Source organism: Chelativorans sp. J32 (genome assembly GCF_000518985.1).
Taxonomy (GTDB): Bacteria; Pseudomonadota; Alphaproteobacteria; order Rhizobiales; family Rhizobiaceae; genus Chelativorans.
Genome location: NZ_JAEQ01000006.1, coordinates 113479 through 129409, shown reverse-complemented (window position 1 = coordinate 129409; position 15931 = coordinate 113479). Strand labels below are relative to the sequence as shown.

At 60.0% G+C, this 15931-nt stretch carries 11 protein-coding genes; 8 read left to right on the top strand and 3 right to left on the bottom strand.

Going from position 1 to position 15931, the window contains the following annotated elements:
• Nucleotides 1-6 precede the first annotated feature (6 nt).
• Entirely contained in the window at nt 7-3171 is a 3165-nt protein-coding gene (locus tag CHEJ32_RS24420) for an efflux RND transporter permease subunit (protein WP_051469594.1), read from the top strand.
• Nucleotides 3172-3759: 588 nt separating this feature from the next.
• On the opposite strand, the gene CHEJ32_RS24415 is transcribed toward CHEJ32_RS24420, so the two are convergent.
• Nucleotides 3760-4794, bottom strand: a complete 1035-nt coding sequence (locus tag CHEJ32_RS24415; RefSeq protein WP_156936669.1) for a prolyl oligopeptidase family serine peptidase — start codon at nt 4792-4794, stop codon at nt 3760-3762.
• A gap of 567 nt (nt 4795-5361) precedes the next feature.
• Here CHEJ32_RS24415 and CHEJ32_RS0110825 point away from each other — a divergent pair.
• Genes CHEJ32_RS0110825 through CHEJ32_RS0110815 form a run of 3 tightly spaced genes read left to right on the top strand, consistent with a single transcriptional unit; the run spans nt 5362 to nt 8651 of the window.
• Entirely contained in the window at nt 5362-5925 is a 564-nt protein-coding gene (locus tag CHEJ32_RS0110825) for a TRAP transporter small permease subunit (RefSeq protein ID WP_028033905.1), read from the top strand.
• Nucleotides 5922-7481 carry a TRAP transporter large permease subunit gene (locus CHEJ32_RS0110820; protein WP_028033904.1) on the top strand — a complete coding sequence of 520 codons (1560 nt, stop codon included), beginning with the start codon at nt 5922-5924 and terminating at the stop codon, nt 7479-7481. Before CHEJ32_RS0110825 ends, CHEJ32_RS0110820 begins: the two co-directional genes overlap by 4 nt.
• A 54-nt stretch (nt 7482-7535) precedes the next feature.
• Entirely contained in the window at nt 7536-8651 is a 1116-nt protein-coding gene (locus CHEJ32_RS0110815) for a TRAP transporter substrate-binding protein (RefSeq protein WP_028033903.1), read from the top strand.
• A gap of 361 nt (nt 8652-9012) precedes the next feature.
• Here the strand turns inward: CHEJ32_RS0110815 and CHEJ32_RS24410 are convergent, their stop codons facing one another.
• Entirely contained in the window at nt 9013-10062 is a 1050-nt protein-coding gene (locus tag CHEJ32_RS24410; protein WP_245261068.1) for a LysR family transcriptional regulator, read from the bottom strand.
• 72 nt (nt 10063-10134) lie between these two features.
• Here CHEJ32_RS24410 and CHEJ32_RS0110800 point away from each other — a divergent pair, with 72 nt between their 5' ends.
• The 3 genes from CHEJ32_RS0110800 (at nt 10135) to CHEJ32_RS24405 (ending at nt 13269) form a co-directional block, all read left to right on the top strand.
• Nucleotides 10135-10764: an N-acetyltransferase family protein gene (locus CHEJ32_RS0110800; protein ID WP_371179798.1), complete on the top strand. Its 630-nt coding sequence runs from the start codon at nt 10135-10137 to the stop codon at nt 10762-10764.
• Complete coding sequence (locus tag CHEJ32_RS0110795) at nt 10761-11939, top strand: MFS transporter (RefSeq protein WP_028033900.1); 1179 nt, start codon at nt 10761-10763, stop codon at nt 11937-11939. Before CHEJ32_RS0110800 ends, CHEJ32_RS0110795 begins: the two co-directional genes overlap by 4 nt.
• 73 nt (nt 11940-12012) lie before the next feature.
• Nucleotides 12013-13269, top strand: coding sequence for an MFS transporter (locus CHEJ32_RS24405; protein ID WP_051469592.1), 1257 nt, complete (start codon nt 12013-12015; stop codon nt 13267-13269).
• 57 nt (nt 13270-13326) lie between these two features.
• Here CHEJ32_RS24405 and CHEJ32_RS0110785 read toward each other — a convergent pair whose 3' ends face one another.
• Nucleotides 13327-14679: a PLP-dependent aminotransferase family protein gene (locus CHEJ32_RS0110785; protein WP_028033899.1), complete on the bottom strand. Its 1353-nt coding sequence runs from the start codon at nt 14677-14679 to the stop codon at nt 13327-13329.
• A gap of 445 nt (nt 14680-15124) precedes the next feature.
• On the opposite strand from CHEJ32_RS0110785, the gene CHEJ32_RS0110775 reads away from it, so the two are divergent.
• Nucleotides 15125-15931 (top strand): methyltransferase, TIGR04325 family, encoded by an 807-nt coding sequence (locus CHEJ32_RS0110775; protein ID WP_051469591.1) that lies wholly within the window; start codon nt 15125-15127, stop codon nt 15929-15931.

The window sequence follows — 15931 nt, the reverse complement described above, 5'->3', positions numbered from 1 at the left end:
CAGCAAATGGCTCAGTTCTTCATTGGCCGCCCGGTTTTTGCTTGGGTCGTCGCAATCTTCATCCTGCTTGCGGGCTTGCTTGCCATTCCACAACTGCCCGTAGCGCAGTATCCCAGCGTCGCGCCACCACAGATCACGGTCTACACCATCTATCCTGGCGCCGCCCCGGAAGACATATATCAGAGCGTCACTCGCCCGATCGAGAATGAGCTGAATAGTGTCGAAGGTCTGATATATTTCGAGTCCACCTCCGACTCCTCCGGCATGATGCAGATCAATGCCACCTTCGAACCGGGCACGGATTCCAGCAAGGCCGCCATCGACGTTCAGAATGCCATCCGGCGGGTGGAGGCGCGTCTTCCCGATATCGTGAGGCGCACGGGCGTCCAGGTCATGGAGGCCGGATCATCCTTCCTGATGATGGTCGGCCTGATCTCGAATGACGGCTCCCGCGACGCGGTCGAGCTTGGCGACTACATCAACCGCAATATCCTTGGCGAGATCCAGCGCATCGACGGCGTGGGCCGAGCACAGGTCTTTGCCAGCCAGCAGTCCATGCGTATCTGGCTCGACCCCGACAAGATGGTGGGTCTCAACCTTACGCCGGCCGATGTGTCGGCGGCAATCACGGCTCAGAACGCCCAGGTGGCGGCCGGAAGCATCGGCACACAACCGAGCGAGATTTCCCGCTCGACTGCCATTGTCCGCGTCGATGGACAGCTCAGCACGCCGGAGGAGTTCGGCTCGATCGTCCTGCGAGCCAATGAAGATGGTTCAACCGTGCGCCTGCGCGACGTCGCGCGCGTGGAGGTGGGTGCCGAAAGCTATAATTTCTCCACCCGTATCAATGGCCAGCCGGCGGCTGGTATCGGCGTGCAGCTTTCGCCCTCCGGCAATGCGATGGCTACAGCCGAGGCCGTGCGCGCGAAAATGGATGAGCTTGCGCGGTTTTTCCCCGAGGGGATCGAGTATGTCATTCCTTATGACACCTCGCCCTTCGTCGCTGTTTCGATCGAGAAGGTCGTCCATACGCTGCTCGAGGCCATGGTGCTCGTCTTCGCCGTGATGTTCCTCTTCCTGCAGAACTTCCGGTACACGATCATCCCGATGCTCGTGGTTCCGGTAGCTCTCATGGGTACGTTCGCGGTCATGTGGGCTACCGGTTTCTCCATCAACGTACTGACCATGTTTGCCATGGTGCTTGCCATCGGCATCCTCGTCGATGACGCGATCGTCGTGGTCGAGAATGTCGAGCGCATCATGGCCGAGGAGGGGCTTTCGCCAGTCCAGGCGACGCGCAAGGCAATGGGACAGATCAGCGGCGCGATTATCGGCATCACGATGGTGCTTGCGGCTGTGTTCATTCCAATGGCCTTCTTCCCGGGTTCGGTCGGAGTGATATACCAGCAGTTCTCGCTGACGATGGTCGTCTCCATCGCCTTCTCCGGGCTGCTGGCGCTTTCCTTCACGCCTGCATTGTGCGCAACCTTCCTGAAGCCGATCAAAGGGCATGGGCAGGAGAAGAAGGGCTTTTTCGGTTGGTTCAACCGGGGGTTCGCACGCACGACCAGCTCCTATACGAGCGGCGTTCGCTGGCTGCTCGGCCGCGTCGGCCGGGTTATGGTGATCTATCTCGTGCTCATCGCCGCGCTCGGCTGGGGCTTCCTGCGCCTGCCTTCATCCTTCCTGCCGAACGAGGATCAGGGCTTCATCCTTGTCGATATGCAGGCTCCTGCCGGTGCCAGCACAAACCGCACCGATGCGGTCCAGCATCAGGTGGAAGGTATCTTCAAGGAAGAAGAAGCGGTCGATCAAACCGCTTTCGTTCGCGGCTTCAGCTTCAGCGGGGCGGGCGAGAATGCCGGCCTTGCGTTCATCACCCTCACCGACTGGGCGGAGCGCGGTCCGGAGAATTCCGCCGAGGCATTGGCTGCGCGCGCCAATATGAAGCTGATGCAGATCAAGGACGCAATTGCTTTTGCCCTGTCGCCGCCCCCGATTGCGGGCCTGGGCACGACGGGTGGCTTCGCCTTCCGCCTGCAGGATCGTGCGGGTCTCGGCCAGGAGGCACTGAGCGCGGCCGGCGCCCAGCTCATTGCTGCGGCCAATGAGAGTTCGATCGTGACCGGCCTGCGCATCGAGGGAATGCCCGACATCCCGGAGGTCGGTCTGCTGATCGACCGCCAGAAGGCGGAGGCCTTCGGCGTAAGTTTTTCGGCCATCAACAACACGATCTCGTCGAATCTCGGATCGGCCTACGTAAACGATTTCCCCAATGCAGGACGTATGCAGAGGGTTACTATCCAGGCGGACTCCGAACATCGCCTCCAGCCCGACAACATCCTGAACCTCAATGTGCGTAACAGCCATGGCGGGATGGTGCCGATCCGTTCCTTCGCGACCATCGAATGGAGCAAAGGGCCGGCGCAGGTGGTTGGGTATAACGGCTATCCGGCTCTGCGCATCAGCGGCAACGCCATGCCTGGCTATTCCTCGGGCGCAGCCATCGAGGAGATGGAGCGGCTCGTCGGCGAGCTGCCGGAAGGTTTCGGCTATGAGTGGTCGGGTCAGTCGCTGCAGGAGATCCAGTCCGGCAATCAGATGCCGATGCTCCTTTCGCTGACGGTGGTTTTCATCTTCCTGCTGCTCGCCGCCCTCTATGAGAGCTGGTCGATTCCGCTTTCCGTGATCCTGGTCGTTCCGCTCGGCGTGATCGGCGCCGTCATCGCCGTCACGCTGCGGGACATGCCGAACGACGTCTACTTCAAGGTGGGCCTGATCACGATCATCGGCCTGTCGGCGAAGAACGCGATTTTGATCGTGGAATTCGCGAAGGATCTGCTGGCGGAGGGCAAATCCCTCTTCGAGGCGACCGTCGAAGCCGCGCAACTGCGTTTTCGGCCGATCCTGATGACGTCACTCGCCTTCACCCTCGGCGTGGTGCCGCTTGCCATCGCTTCGGGTGCCAGTGCGGCGAGCCAGAACGCGATCGGTACGGGCGTGCTGGGAGGGATGATTACGGCGACTATCCTGTCGGTCCTCTTCGTGCCTGTGTTCTTCCTGGCGGTCATGCGTCTCCTTGGCCAGCGCCGGTTGTCCGATGAGGCTGGTCAGGCGCCAACCCGCCCAGGAACTGCACATCGGCAGGAAGTTGAAGAACATGCCAGCTGATCTGTGGCTCATGCGATCAACCGTCCGGATGCAACGATCCGTTGCCGTGACATTGAGCGCGAGGAACATTCGATGACGAGGATCGCGACCGTATAGAGATGAGCCGGAATAATTCTCTCGATGCGTCCAGGCTCATCACTCCCGCACAATGCCGGATGGCGAGAGCCGGACTGCGGGTCAGTGTGCGCGAATTGGCGCGGCTGACCGGCGTGTCCGGCCTTACCGTCACACGGTTTGAAAACGGCAACGCGTCTTGCCCGGACGAAACCGTACTGATCTTCAGGCGCATACTTGAGGAGATGGGCGCGGAGTTTACGCAAGCACCGCAGGGAAAGCTGGGTGTCACTATCGCGAAGCCAACGTCTTGAGCGTCGATACGGCGGAGTTCATCCGAAGGGTTGCTGCAACCATCAGCTCAAAACCAACTTGGATTCATCCAAGACAGGCGACCTCATGGTCGGACCCTTCTCTCAGGAGCGTCTACATCGATACTGGTCGTAGGAGCGGGAGTCCGCCTCTCCGTCATTTTCAGCCCGCAAGAATGAGAACCCTGCAGTTCTGACGATTTGTTCTAGAGTCCATAAGAACTCATGGTTTCTGCTCGTCCATCTGGCTTGATCCGCCGTCTCGGAAGGCATGTTGGAAGAACGAAAGCGCCAGGGCGTTCAGGAGGGCATGCTCGCGGACGCGGTCAACGAGCGGCGGATCAGTACAGAGTTCTCTTTCCACTGCCTTCAGCCGGTCGCTGCACGGCGCCAAAAAAACCGAGTGCCCTGCAAGGGGGATGACATCGAGGACCACGAGATTGGAAAGGCCCTCGACCAGCGGTTCGACGTGTTGCTCCAACGGGACTTCCTGATCCGAACCCGCCGCTACAATGCCGACGGGAATCGTGACAGGAAGGTTCTTCGACGGGAAGACGGCCCCGATCGGCGCCAGCAAGAAGACCGCACCAATCCGCCTGTCCGGCAAGACTTGCAAGGGCGCTGAACCGGGAATGCGCCGCCCACCCGCCTCACAAAGCGCGGTCCGGCGACTCATCCCTGCACAGTAATCAATGAGGGCTTCGAAGACAGGTGTGGCGCCAGCCAGCATAAGCGCGGTCGTCGCACCGGCAGAATAGCCGACGACCCCTATTCGACCAGCGTCAATCATCCGGCGGAGCGGACCTTCAAGCAAAGCGTCGATCGCAGCCGACACTTCCTTCACGCGGTTCGATGCATTCTCCAGTCTTCCTAGCCCACTTCGATCCTTGTAATTGTCGCCGGTGTGCTCGACGGCGGCGACGACGAAACCGCTATGGGCGAGGTAACTGGCCAAGTCATGATGACTGAGCATGCTCGCAAGCGATCCATGCGAAATCACGACCAGAGGAAATGAACCTGTAGATGCGGGGGCGTCGATTTCTGCCCGGACATCATAGGGGCCGATTGCGGTGATCTCTGTTCCTTCATCAGTGGGATAGAACACTGCGACCTCGAACGGCTCTCCGCCGCTCAGACGCACATCGATCCTTATGACCCCTACCCCGGCCCCCGCTTCCATAACCGCGATCAGGAGGAAAGCCAGCGCAAGCAGGAGCATCGCGGCGGTTGCGCCACTGTCGTCGCGCGGCGGAGGCACAGCTCGTCCGCTTCGAGAAACTCTAGAGAAAGCTGGTCGAACCCCGTGCAGATATCTTTGCTCGGTCCCCTCGGACGCATCCCGCTCGAAGAGCGCATGGCTCAGAAGCAGACCATTCCAAAACGCATTGCCCTGGCTTAGCACCCGACCCTCCGAATGATACAATTAAGTCTCCCAATGTATCGGATAATGAACAGTCCGTTTCACTTATCCGGAGCATAAGAGAAACTTTGGCGGATAAGCAGCTAGATGCGAGTGGGCTTGCCTGCCCTTAACGACCATGCAATCGCGCGGAATTTCGGCCATCCCACTGCAGCGCAACAAGTCGAACCTCTTATTGCCTCAATGCAGGCTCGTTCACATGTCGGCCATTGACAGGCGCGTAACCTTCTGCAAATCGTATTAATCGTATCACAAGCATCATACTTATATCGCCTTCTATAGCGATACGATTCCATCGGGGATGTGGAATTTGAGATCCGCTTTCAAGGATGGCTGTTTGCAGGCGCGTCGGCGGCCACCCGTGTCCGGCGTGCCAATTGGCGGAATTCGAGGGGGGAGAATGAGATGAGCCGATTGTTGTATGCGGCGAGGATCATCGACACGATCAATGCCCGTGTCGGACGTGCAGTATCCTGGCTCGTTTTGGCGGCTGTCCTTGTAAGCGCAACCAACGCCACAACGCGCAAGCTCTTCAATCTGAGCTCAAATGCCTGGCTCGAGGCGCAATGGTATCTCTTCTCGGCAGTAATCCTGATGTGCGCCGCCTGGACGCTGCTCAGCAGCGAGCACGTAAAAGTGGACCTCATCTACGGTCAGCTGCCGCGAAAAGCCCAGATCTGGATCGACATTCTCGGGACGATTTTCTTCCTCTTTCCCTTCTGCCTGATCACCATCTACCTGTCCTGGCCCGTCTTCCTCGCCAAACTGGAAAGCGGCGAGGTTTCCAACAACACTGGAGGTCTTTTGCTCTGGCCAGTTTGGCTGCTTATTCCCGTCGGTTTTTCGCTCCTTCTGCTCCAAGGCGTTTCTGAGCTGATTAAGCGGATTGCCATCCTAAGAGGCCTCATTCCCGACCCTGTGCACGCCGACGCGGCGACAGAGGCTGCCCTTCAGGTGCACGGTTCATGACCGCCTTCATCGCACAAAATCTCGCCCCGATCATGTTTCTATCGCTGATCGTGGTGCTCCTGATCGGCTACCCGGTGGCGTTCGCCCTCGCCTTTGTCGGGTTTCTGTTCGGCTTCATAGGTATCGAGCTTGGGCTGCTCCCCATCAACCTCTTTGGCACAATACCCGACCGCATATTCGGTCAGATGTCGAACGAGACATTGCTGGCGATCCCGTTCTTCACCTTTATGGGGCTGATCCTCGAACGCAGCGGCATGGCCGAAGAACTGCTGGACACGATCGGCCAGCTTTTTGGACCCATTCGTGGCGGCCTTGCCTTCGCCGTTGTCTTTGTCGGAGCGATCCTCGCCGCCACGACCGGCGTGGTTGCAGCTTCGGTCATTTCGATGGGGCTGATCTCGCTGCCGATCATGCTGCGTTACGGCTATGACCGGAAGGTGGCTTCCGGAACCATCGCTGCATCCGGCACCCTGGCTCAGATTATTCCGCCCAGTCTTGTCCTGATCGTCCTGGCCGACCAGTTGGGACGCTCGGTTGGAGACATGTACAAGGGTGCGCTGATCCCCGGCCTGCTTCTGGTGGCAGCCTATTCTGCCTACATCGTCGCGACGTCGCTGCTATTCCCCAAGAGCGTTCCAGCCCTGCCCGCAGAAGCGCGTACGCTGCGTGGCTGGCGGCTGGCCGGCAAGGTCGTGACCTCGCTCGTCCCTCCGCTCGTCCTCATATTCCTGGTGCTTGGCACAATCTTCATAGGACTCGCGACACCAACGGAGGGTGGTGCGATGGGCGCCGTCGGCGCTCTGGCACTTGCAATCATCAACCGCAGGCTTGACCTCGATATGCTCAAGTCAGCGCTCTATTCAACGGCAAAACTGTCTTCATTCGTCATCTTCATCCTATTGGGCGCGCGAATCTTCTCGCTCACCTTCTACGGTATTGACGGCCATCTCTGGGTCGAACACCTGATGACCGCCACGCCGGGCGGACAGATCGGGTTTCTGATCGTCGCAAACCTGCTCGTTTTCTTCCTTGCCTTCTTCCTCGACTATTTCGAGCTGGCGTTCATCATCATTCCCTTGTTGGCTCCCGTCGCGGACTCGCTAGGCATTGATCTCATCTGGTTCGGGGTCATGCTGGCGGTGAACATGCAGACCGCATTCATCCACCCGCCCTTCGGCTTTTCTCTTTTCTATCTGCGGTCCGTTGCGCCGGCGCGCGCGTACAAGGATCGTGTCACGGGAGCGACGATCCAGCCCGTGACATCCGGGCAAATCTATATGGGAGCGATGCCATTTCTCCTCATGCAGCTGGCCATGGTCGGCGTGTTGATCGCTTTCCCGCAACTGGTCACGCACTACCGGTCGGGCCAGGTGACGATAGACCCGTCCACCATACAGATCGACGTTCCGATGCCCGGGGTCAGTCCCTACGATACGCCTGGCACACCACCCTTCGGAGGGCCCTCGTCGGGTTTTGATGCGCCACCGGCTTTCGGCGCTCAACCAGCTCTCACTTCACCGGCCCAGGGCCGGCAAGGCGATGCAGTTTCACCGTGAGCAAGCAGTGGTGCGAATGCGATGGGCGCAGAAGCATCGAAAGAGGAGGAATCAATGACCAAGAATATCAGCCGACGTAGCTTCCTCTCAAAGGGGGCAGTCGCAAGCGTCGCTGCGACGGCAGGGGGTGCCATAGCGGCACCTGCGATCGCACAGGAACTGCCGAACATTCGCTGGCGGCTTACCTCCGGGTTTCCGAACAGCCTGGACACGATTTATGGCGGGGCCGTCGTCATGGCCGAAGCGCTGTCGGCCATCACAGACGGCAAGTTTCAGATTCAGGTTTTCCAGGCAGGAGAACTCGTTCCCGGCCCCCAAGCCATTGATGCTGTGCAGGCCAATAGTGTCGAGATCGCACATACATGCGGTTACTACTTCACCGGGAAAGATCCGACCTTCGCCATCGGTTCCACCATTCCGTTCGGCCTTAATGCTCGCCAGCAAAACGCATGGCTCTATCACGGCGGCGGCAACGAATTATACAACGCCTTTCTCGAACAATATGGGATCGTCGCCATTCCGGGCGGTGCGACCGGTGCCCAGATGGGCGGCTGGTTTCGAAAGGAAATCAAAAGCCTGGCCGATCTCAACGGCGTAAAAATGCGGATCGCCGGTGTTGCGGGCGAGGTGATGGCGCGGCTCGGCGTGGTTCCCCAGCAATTGCCCGGCGGTGATATCTACCCCGCGCTGGAGCGCGGGACGATCGACGCGGCCGAGTGGATTGGGCCCTATGATGACGAACGCCTCGGCTTCCATCAGATCGCGCCCTATTACTACTACCCCGCCTATTGGGAAGGTGGCCTGACGATCCACTTCTTCATCAATAAGGCCCAGTATGATGGCCTGCCGGACCATTACAAGGCGGCGCTGGACACCGCATGCAAGGCGGCCAACCTGAACATGCAGGCTCTTTACGATGTCAAGAACACGGCCGCGATCCGTTCTCTGGTAGGGAAGGGCGTGCAACTCCGGCCGCTCCCTCGCGATGTGCTCGATTCCGCCTATGACGTGACATTCAAGCTTTATGACGAGTACAGCGCCAGCAATCCTGCATGGGCGAAAATCTACCCCGGCTGGAAGAAGTTTCGCGATGAATCCTACGAGTGGTTCCGCGTAGCCGAGTATTCATACGACAGCTACGGCTACGCCGCGCAGGCATCCCGGCGCTGAGGAAGGAGCGGCCCGGACAGCCGGGCCGCCACTTATATTCCACCCTCGATTGGCAGTGGGATGCACAGGCGATGCTTCTCTTAGGCAAGGATCCGCGGAGAGGGAAAGGATCGGAACCGGCCGAAGACGAAGAAGACATTCGCCTTCTCGAGCAGATCAGGGCGTTGGGAGTTTCCGGAGCCAGCTTTGCTGAGATCGAGCCCTTGATTAGGCTCTATCGTGCCCGCCGCACGAAGCGACTGGTCGTGCAAGCTCTGCGCAATCTATGTTCTCGGAAGCGGGGGCTCTGAGAGGGCAATCGGCGGTCTCGGGCCGGGATTCATCCTGTGGGATAGCGCAGCTGCCGGATCATGGCCTTTGCTTATTTCTCCACATCGTCGCGGCCGAAGTTGCTCGTCTCCCGCGGAACCGCCAGGCATTTCAGAGCCTGGATGGTTTCGCGCAGCCCACGGTGAAGCTTCTTGTCCTTTCGGACGATTATGGCCAGCGTGCGATGCAGTCGCGGTTGCAGCGAACGGACGGTCAACGCGACGCCCTGTCTTGCATGATCTACGGCCAGTTTTGGAAGGATTGCGCATCCTAACCCGGCGCCCACCAATTCCTTGATCGCCTCCACGTTTCCAAGCGCCATGATCGGCTTTGGCGCAGCCGCCCGCTGCGATAGCCACTCGTCTGCGATACGCCGCGTGCTGCCGCCCGGCTCGAACAATATCAGCGGATAGCGTGCCAGCGTCTCGCGATCGACGACCTCCGGGAAGTCCAGATCGGGTGGACCGATCGCGACGAACTCGTCATCCAGGACGGGGATGACCTCCAACGCTCGGCTTGTGACGGGCAATGTCACCAGTCCAACATCTATCGTGTTCGCCTCCACAGCTTTCACAAACTCGTTCGTATTGCCCGTCGTTACGGTGACTTCGAGCGAAGGGAACCGCTGCTTCAACTGCCGCAGGACGGTCGGCAAGAGGTAGATGCAAGCGGTTGCTCCAGTTCCGATGCGGACTCTGCCCATTTGACCCGTGGCGTACCGAGCCATTTCCTCCGCGGCGGCCGCGCTCAAATGGGTCAACTGCCTGGCATAATCCATGAAGGCAGCGCCCGCCGGCGTTGGCTGTGCACGTCTACCGACGCGTTCGATGAGCGCCACTTTGAGCTGCCGCTCGAGCTCACGGATCTGAAGACTAATCGCTGGTTGCGTGAGGCTCGCTCGTTCCGCAGCGGCCGAAAAGCTTCCCAGCTCTACGACATCGAGGAATGCCTGTACTTGGTTCAGATTGAGCCCGCGCATGGCAAAGACATTCTCATGCTTCGCATAAAAAGACAAAGCTTTCTTTATTCGAAGGCCCCCAATACCATGCGCTAGCGATTGATGACCGAAGCCGATGCCTCCCGCCGACGCGCGCTCTTTCATCGGGGAGATTCTCCTACCTGCCCGGGATCACTCGTCGGGGATCAACAATCATTCCTGCCGGGAAAGACGCCAGTGGCGGCCCAGAAGGTCAACGGGTTTGGTGGCAAACAAGGGCTGACCGGAATGGACGGCAATTACCAAAAAGCTACAGAGACGGTTGCCGTCCGCCATTGCTCCAATGCGGATATCAAGCAGATTCAGGCGATCTACGCCCATCATGTCGCGAATGGCCTGGCGAGCTTCGAGACGACACCTCCAAGCGTCGAGGAGCTATTGGAGCGCCACCGAGCTTGCTTGCGGCTGAACCTTCCGTTCCTCGTCGCGGAGACGGAGAAGGGTGTCGTCGGCTATTCCTATGCGGGTCCTTATCGGCCGCGACCGGCTTATCGCTATACGATCGAGGATTCGGTTTATATAGCACCGGCCTTCGTCGGGCGTGGTATTGGAACGGTGCTGCTGGCCGCGCTCATTCGAGAATGCGAGTCCGGTCCGTGGCGGCAGATGGTGGCGGTCATTGGAGATAGCGCCAATTTCGGCTCGATATCCCTCCACAGAAAACTCGGCTTCAACATGATCGGCACAATCCGCTCCGCCGGCTTCAAGTTCGGCCGGTGGGTGGATACCGTCCTGATGCAACGCCCCGTCGGCAGGGGTGATGCAGATCTTCCCGATGGCGATGAGCCTCGGGTGGATGCTCCGTGATTCCGCGCTCCGCCATCCTGTGCTTAGGGCTCTCGCAGCTCGTTTCCTGGGGGATTTCGTACTATCTCATCGGTGTGTTCGGCGAACTCATCGCCGCCGATCTCGGCTGGTCGCGCGAGGCCGTATATGGCGGCTTCTCGCTAGCTCTCGTGGTGATGGGCTTATGTTCCCCTTTTGCTGGAACTCTCGTGGACAAGCGCGGGGGCAAATCGGCGATGGTCGCGGGAGCTCTCCTCAACGCCGGGGGCTGTCTCCTGATGGCGACATCGCGGGACCACCTGACCTACCTGGCCGCCTGGGCGATATTAGGCGCGGGCATGCGGCTCTCGCTCTATGACGCAGCGTTCGCCGCTCTGGCCCGGGCAGGCGGTCCCCAAGCACGTCTGCCCATGGCGCAGATCACGCTTTTGGGGGGGCTTGCCTCGACTGTGTACTGGCCTTTCGGCAGCTACCTGGCAGACTGCCTCGGCTGGAGAGGCGCGTTGTATATCTACGCCGTGATCGCTCTGCTCGTCGTGCCGCTGCATCTGACCCTGCCCACCGCGCGATATTCCGGACAGGCGGCCGCAAACACCGCGCCGGCGGCAACCCGACCCCCGAGAGAAAGGCAACGTTTGATAGCCGCGCTGCTCTACGCTGCTATTGTTGCGATCACGAATTTCCTGAACTCCGGCATGTCGGCGCACATGATCGCCATACTATCGGGGCTCGGGCTGGGCGCAGCCGCTGCGGTCAATACGGCAACGCTTCGCGGTATTGGCCAGTCGCTGGCACGGCTCTGCGATGTTCTTTTCGGCAAGACGCTCCACCCGCTGACGCTGAATCTTGCATCCACGGCAGTGCTCCCGCTGGCCTTCATGACGGCTTATCTGGCCAGTGGGAGTTGGATCGCCGCAGGCGCCTTCGCCTTCTTCTACGGCGCAGGGAACGGTCTGGTGACGATCACCCGCGGGACCCTGCCGCTGGTGCTCTTTGATCATCGCACCTATGGCAGTTTCGTAGGACGGCTGATCGCACCAAGCTTCCTGTTTTCCGCCGCTGCCCCTTTGGTCTACGCGAAGGTGATCTCCACGACAGGAGAAGAGGGAGCGCTCCTCTTGTCCGTTGTCCTCGCGACGGTAACGGTACTCGCAGCGGCGGCGCTGAAACTATCGTTCGGTTGGAGGACATCATAGGTCGAACGATTCATTTTTGACTGATACGATCGATACATTTCTTAGTTGCGTGAGCACAAGGTTCCAACTGGGCATGAGCGCGTCTCTCCTCCTCCTGACCGTCAGCCGTTTTTCCGCCAGCATGGCAATGATGATATATGCGGGAAGCTTGCCATTCCTGCTCGACGAATGGCGGATGTCCGGCGCCGAGGCGGGCGCAATACAGTCGGTCTTCAACATAACCTACGCCGTGTCGCTCCTGGTGACGTCATGGCTGTCGGACCATTTGGGTGCGAAGCGGGTGTTCCTGGCTTCGAATGCCTGCTCGGTATTTGCCTTCCTCGCCTTCGCTCTTGCAGCCCACTCGCACGAAAGTGCACTCATCTTGTACGGGCTCGTCGGCCTTTCGCTGGGTGGCTCCTACACCCCAGCATTGATGCTGGTAGCCGAACAGGTGCCGCCCCACGCCCGCGGCAGGGCGATGGGATTGATCCTGGCCGGCTCTTCCCTCGGATATTGCGCGGCAATCGCCCTGGCCGCGGCAAGCATCCCGAAGATCGGCTATCAATCGACGTGGTTGATCGTTGCGTCCGTCCTGGCGGCAGGTTTGGCTGCCTCCATCGCAGCGCTCTCACGAGAACCGAACCGAATCCACCGCCGGGATGCGTCGGTGGCCCCGGCTCCCAAATTCAGCGACAGCCTCCTGTCACGACAGTCGATCCTGCTTACCGCAGGCTACACTGCCCACTGCTGGGAGTTGCTGGGCATGTGGGCTTGGGCGCCCGCTTTCCTTACAATTGCGCTTACCACACAAATCGGATGGCCTGCAGTAACGCTCGGGGTCGTCGTCGCCTGCGTCCTTCATCTATCTGGGGCCGTTTCCACACTGCTGAGCGGCAGCCTGTCGGACCGGATCGGCCGCAGATCGGTCCTGGTGGGGATGGCTCTCGCGGGGGCGGCGCTCTCCTTCGTGTTCGGGTGGGGCGCCAGCTGGGGTCCTGCGGTGTTATTGTTGCTGGCCGCCCTCTATGGATTTGCCACGATCGCCGACTCCGGGGTGCTCACGGCGGCAATGACGGAATCGGTCGCACCGCGGCATCTAGGAAGTATGCTCGCGCTGCGCTCAATTCTCGGTTTTGGAGCAGGAGCGGTGGCGCCTCTGGTCTTCGGATTGGTCCTGGATCTAACGAATCCCGGGCAAGGGGCGCCTCAGAACTGGGGCTGGGCATTTGCGGTCTTGGGTGTTGGAGGGGCACTCGCCACGCTCTTCGCGTTGCTTCTGCCGAAGGCCGACACGATCGTACTGAAGCATCCAGGCCTCCGCCAGTCCGTGGACGATCCGTCCAGGTGACGGGCTATCGCGAAGGTAGGAAATTCGGGTCGAGCCTTAAAGCACGTACCAAGCGTCTTAAACCACTTCAACGGCGGGGTTCTGGCTAAGGTCTGAGAGAATACCGAGCGCGCGTTCGAGACTCGCTCTGCGCGGCGGCGCCATCAGGCAGAGCCGCACACCGCCCGATTTTTCGTTTGCCACCGCTGTCGCGTCCGGCGGGGTGACGCGCACCCCGTGCTCAAGCGCACGCCGCGCCAGCTTTTCCGCGTCAGCTGTCGGCATGGCAAGCCATATGTGCGGCGCTCCATCCGGCATAGGCACCTCCTTCACGCCGAGAAGCCTCCTCGCCAAAGCGATTCTCTGCTTTGCCTCGGCAACCAGGGTGTCCCTGGCCTTCAAGTGGACCCCGGCTTCGATGAGAGCACGGGCAACCTCGACATCAAGTGGAGAGGCGCCCCAGATTTCGGCGCGGATGCGCGCGGCGAGCCGCGCACGTCGCTCACGCGGCGGTACCAACACCCCAACCCGCGTGAGTGGCGTCAGGCACTTTGAAAGTCCGTTGATGTAGTAAACCCTGTTCGGGTCCGTTTCGTAAAAGGTCTTCGCTTTCGATTGCGAATAGATGCTGTAGATGTCGTCCTCGATTATGTAAGCTCCGTTTCCGCGGCAAACCTCCAGAATGTTTTGCCGTCTGCCGGCATTCATCTCGAAGCCGAAGGGGTTCTGGCACACCGGGGTTAGGTACACGGCCTTGCAGCCCGTTTGCTTGAGCACCCGGTCAAGATCGGTGGGGATCATGCCCTGGTCGTCATGCTCGACCGGCACCAGCGAAAGCCCCAGAGTCCTTGCTGCAGCGATGGCACCGGAAAATGTGGCAGCCTCGGTCGCGATCAGTTCCGTGGTGTCGCGCAGGTCTGCCATCGCCAGATGAATGGCATGCTGACCACCGACGCAGATGAGCAAATCGTCCGGATCGACCTCCAGCCTCGTCTCCGCAAGCCATGCAGCCAAGGCCTGCCGTTGGCTGCGGCCTCCGCCCGGCTCGGGATAGCCGCCGTTGGGGATGCTGCCCAATCTTGCCGCTGCAAGGGTGGATGCCAAGCGGAAGCTGGCTTCATCGACGACCGGTAGGGGCGCGTTGAAGTTGAGGTCGACCAACTCGTCATCACGGTCGACGGGCAAGCTGACGAACGTACCGCGGCCTGTCTCCCCTCGAACCACGCCCCTTCGTTCAAGAAGATCGATCGCCTTTGTGACAGTGCCGATTGCCACATTTGCGCTGCGTGCGATCTCACGGTGGGTCGGGAGGCGATCGCCGCGATCGTATCGGCCGGCAGCGATCAATTGCTCGACCGCATCCGCCAGCCGTTCATGGAGCGGGCCCTTTCCATCGGGCATCGACAGTTCAATCATGTCCGGCTTGGCCACTCCCCAAACTCCCGTGAACAGCGTGCGATTGTATCACGAATAAGGTGATGTCCTCTCCCTGTCGAGAGACGCCCGGCTGGCGACAACCGGAATGCCTTGAGTAAGCGACGCCATGGGTTTGAGCCGGTGAAGATGCCTGGAATTCCAGCCCGTCGCCATCGCCGCCGGTTCGAACCTCATGAGGTGATAAAAGAGTGCGACCACGACACTAAGCAAGCATGCGTAGTGTTTTTCTCCCACCTTCCTCCTTTCGAGCAGAGGCGTCCAACATTTACGCGCCTGCTCCAACATTGCGCTAAAGAACCTGCCGCCCTTGGACAGTTGACGGTGCGGAACATGGACGCAATCGTTCTCTCCAGCCATTTGCCGGGCAGAGGCGGTTGCGCTCTGAGCGGCGGAAAACATGCGAGCGGTCGACTTGTCCGCATCAGCCGGGGTCAAAGCCATGAGAACTCTGCTGCACTTCGACGCTTCCAGGATCAAGAGACTTGGCCGCCCCCTCCATTCTGCAGTGGCCAAGCTCCACCTCGTGGCCCGTCGGGCAGAACTCACGGGGGCATACTCCGACTACAAGAGTGCGCTTGAAGCAGTCCCACGCTGGGCGGTTGCCGGCTACGACAATGACGAAGTCGTCCCGGTGGGAGTGGAGAAGATGATCAAGGTCATCGACTGGGACTACCCCATCATTTTTTGGCTGGAACGAGAACTGCGGAAGCGCCGGGGCCGCTGGACGAACCTGCTTGATGCCGGGGGGCACGTCGGGACGAAATATCGGGCCTTTCGCCGCTTGATCGACCTCTCGAAGGTCAGGTGGGAGGTCTACGATCTCCCTCCAATGGTAAAGGCAGGCGCCGAAATGGCGAGGCGAGATGGGCTGGAGGAAAATCTTTCATTTTGCAGCGATGTGTCGGAAGCAAGAAAGGCGGAAATACTTCTTTGCTCCGGCCTCCTTCAGTATCTGGATGAACCATTTCCCGAGTTCGTTTCCCGCCTTGCCGCGCGGCCCGAGGTCATACTCTTGAACAAGGTGGCCCTTCGAGATGGCCCCACCATCTTTTCATTGCAGCGAGGCGGGCCGGCCTACTTTCCGTATCAAGTCCGTGAAAAGCGGACATTCATGAACGAGCTTCAGGCTATCGGCTATGAGATCGTTGATAGCTGGCAGATACAGTACCTCTCCCACGCCATTGCGAGCCATCCCGAATTGGGATCCAGCCAGAGCTGGGGCTTCGTGCTGAGGAGATCGGATTAG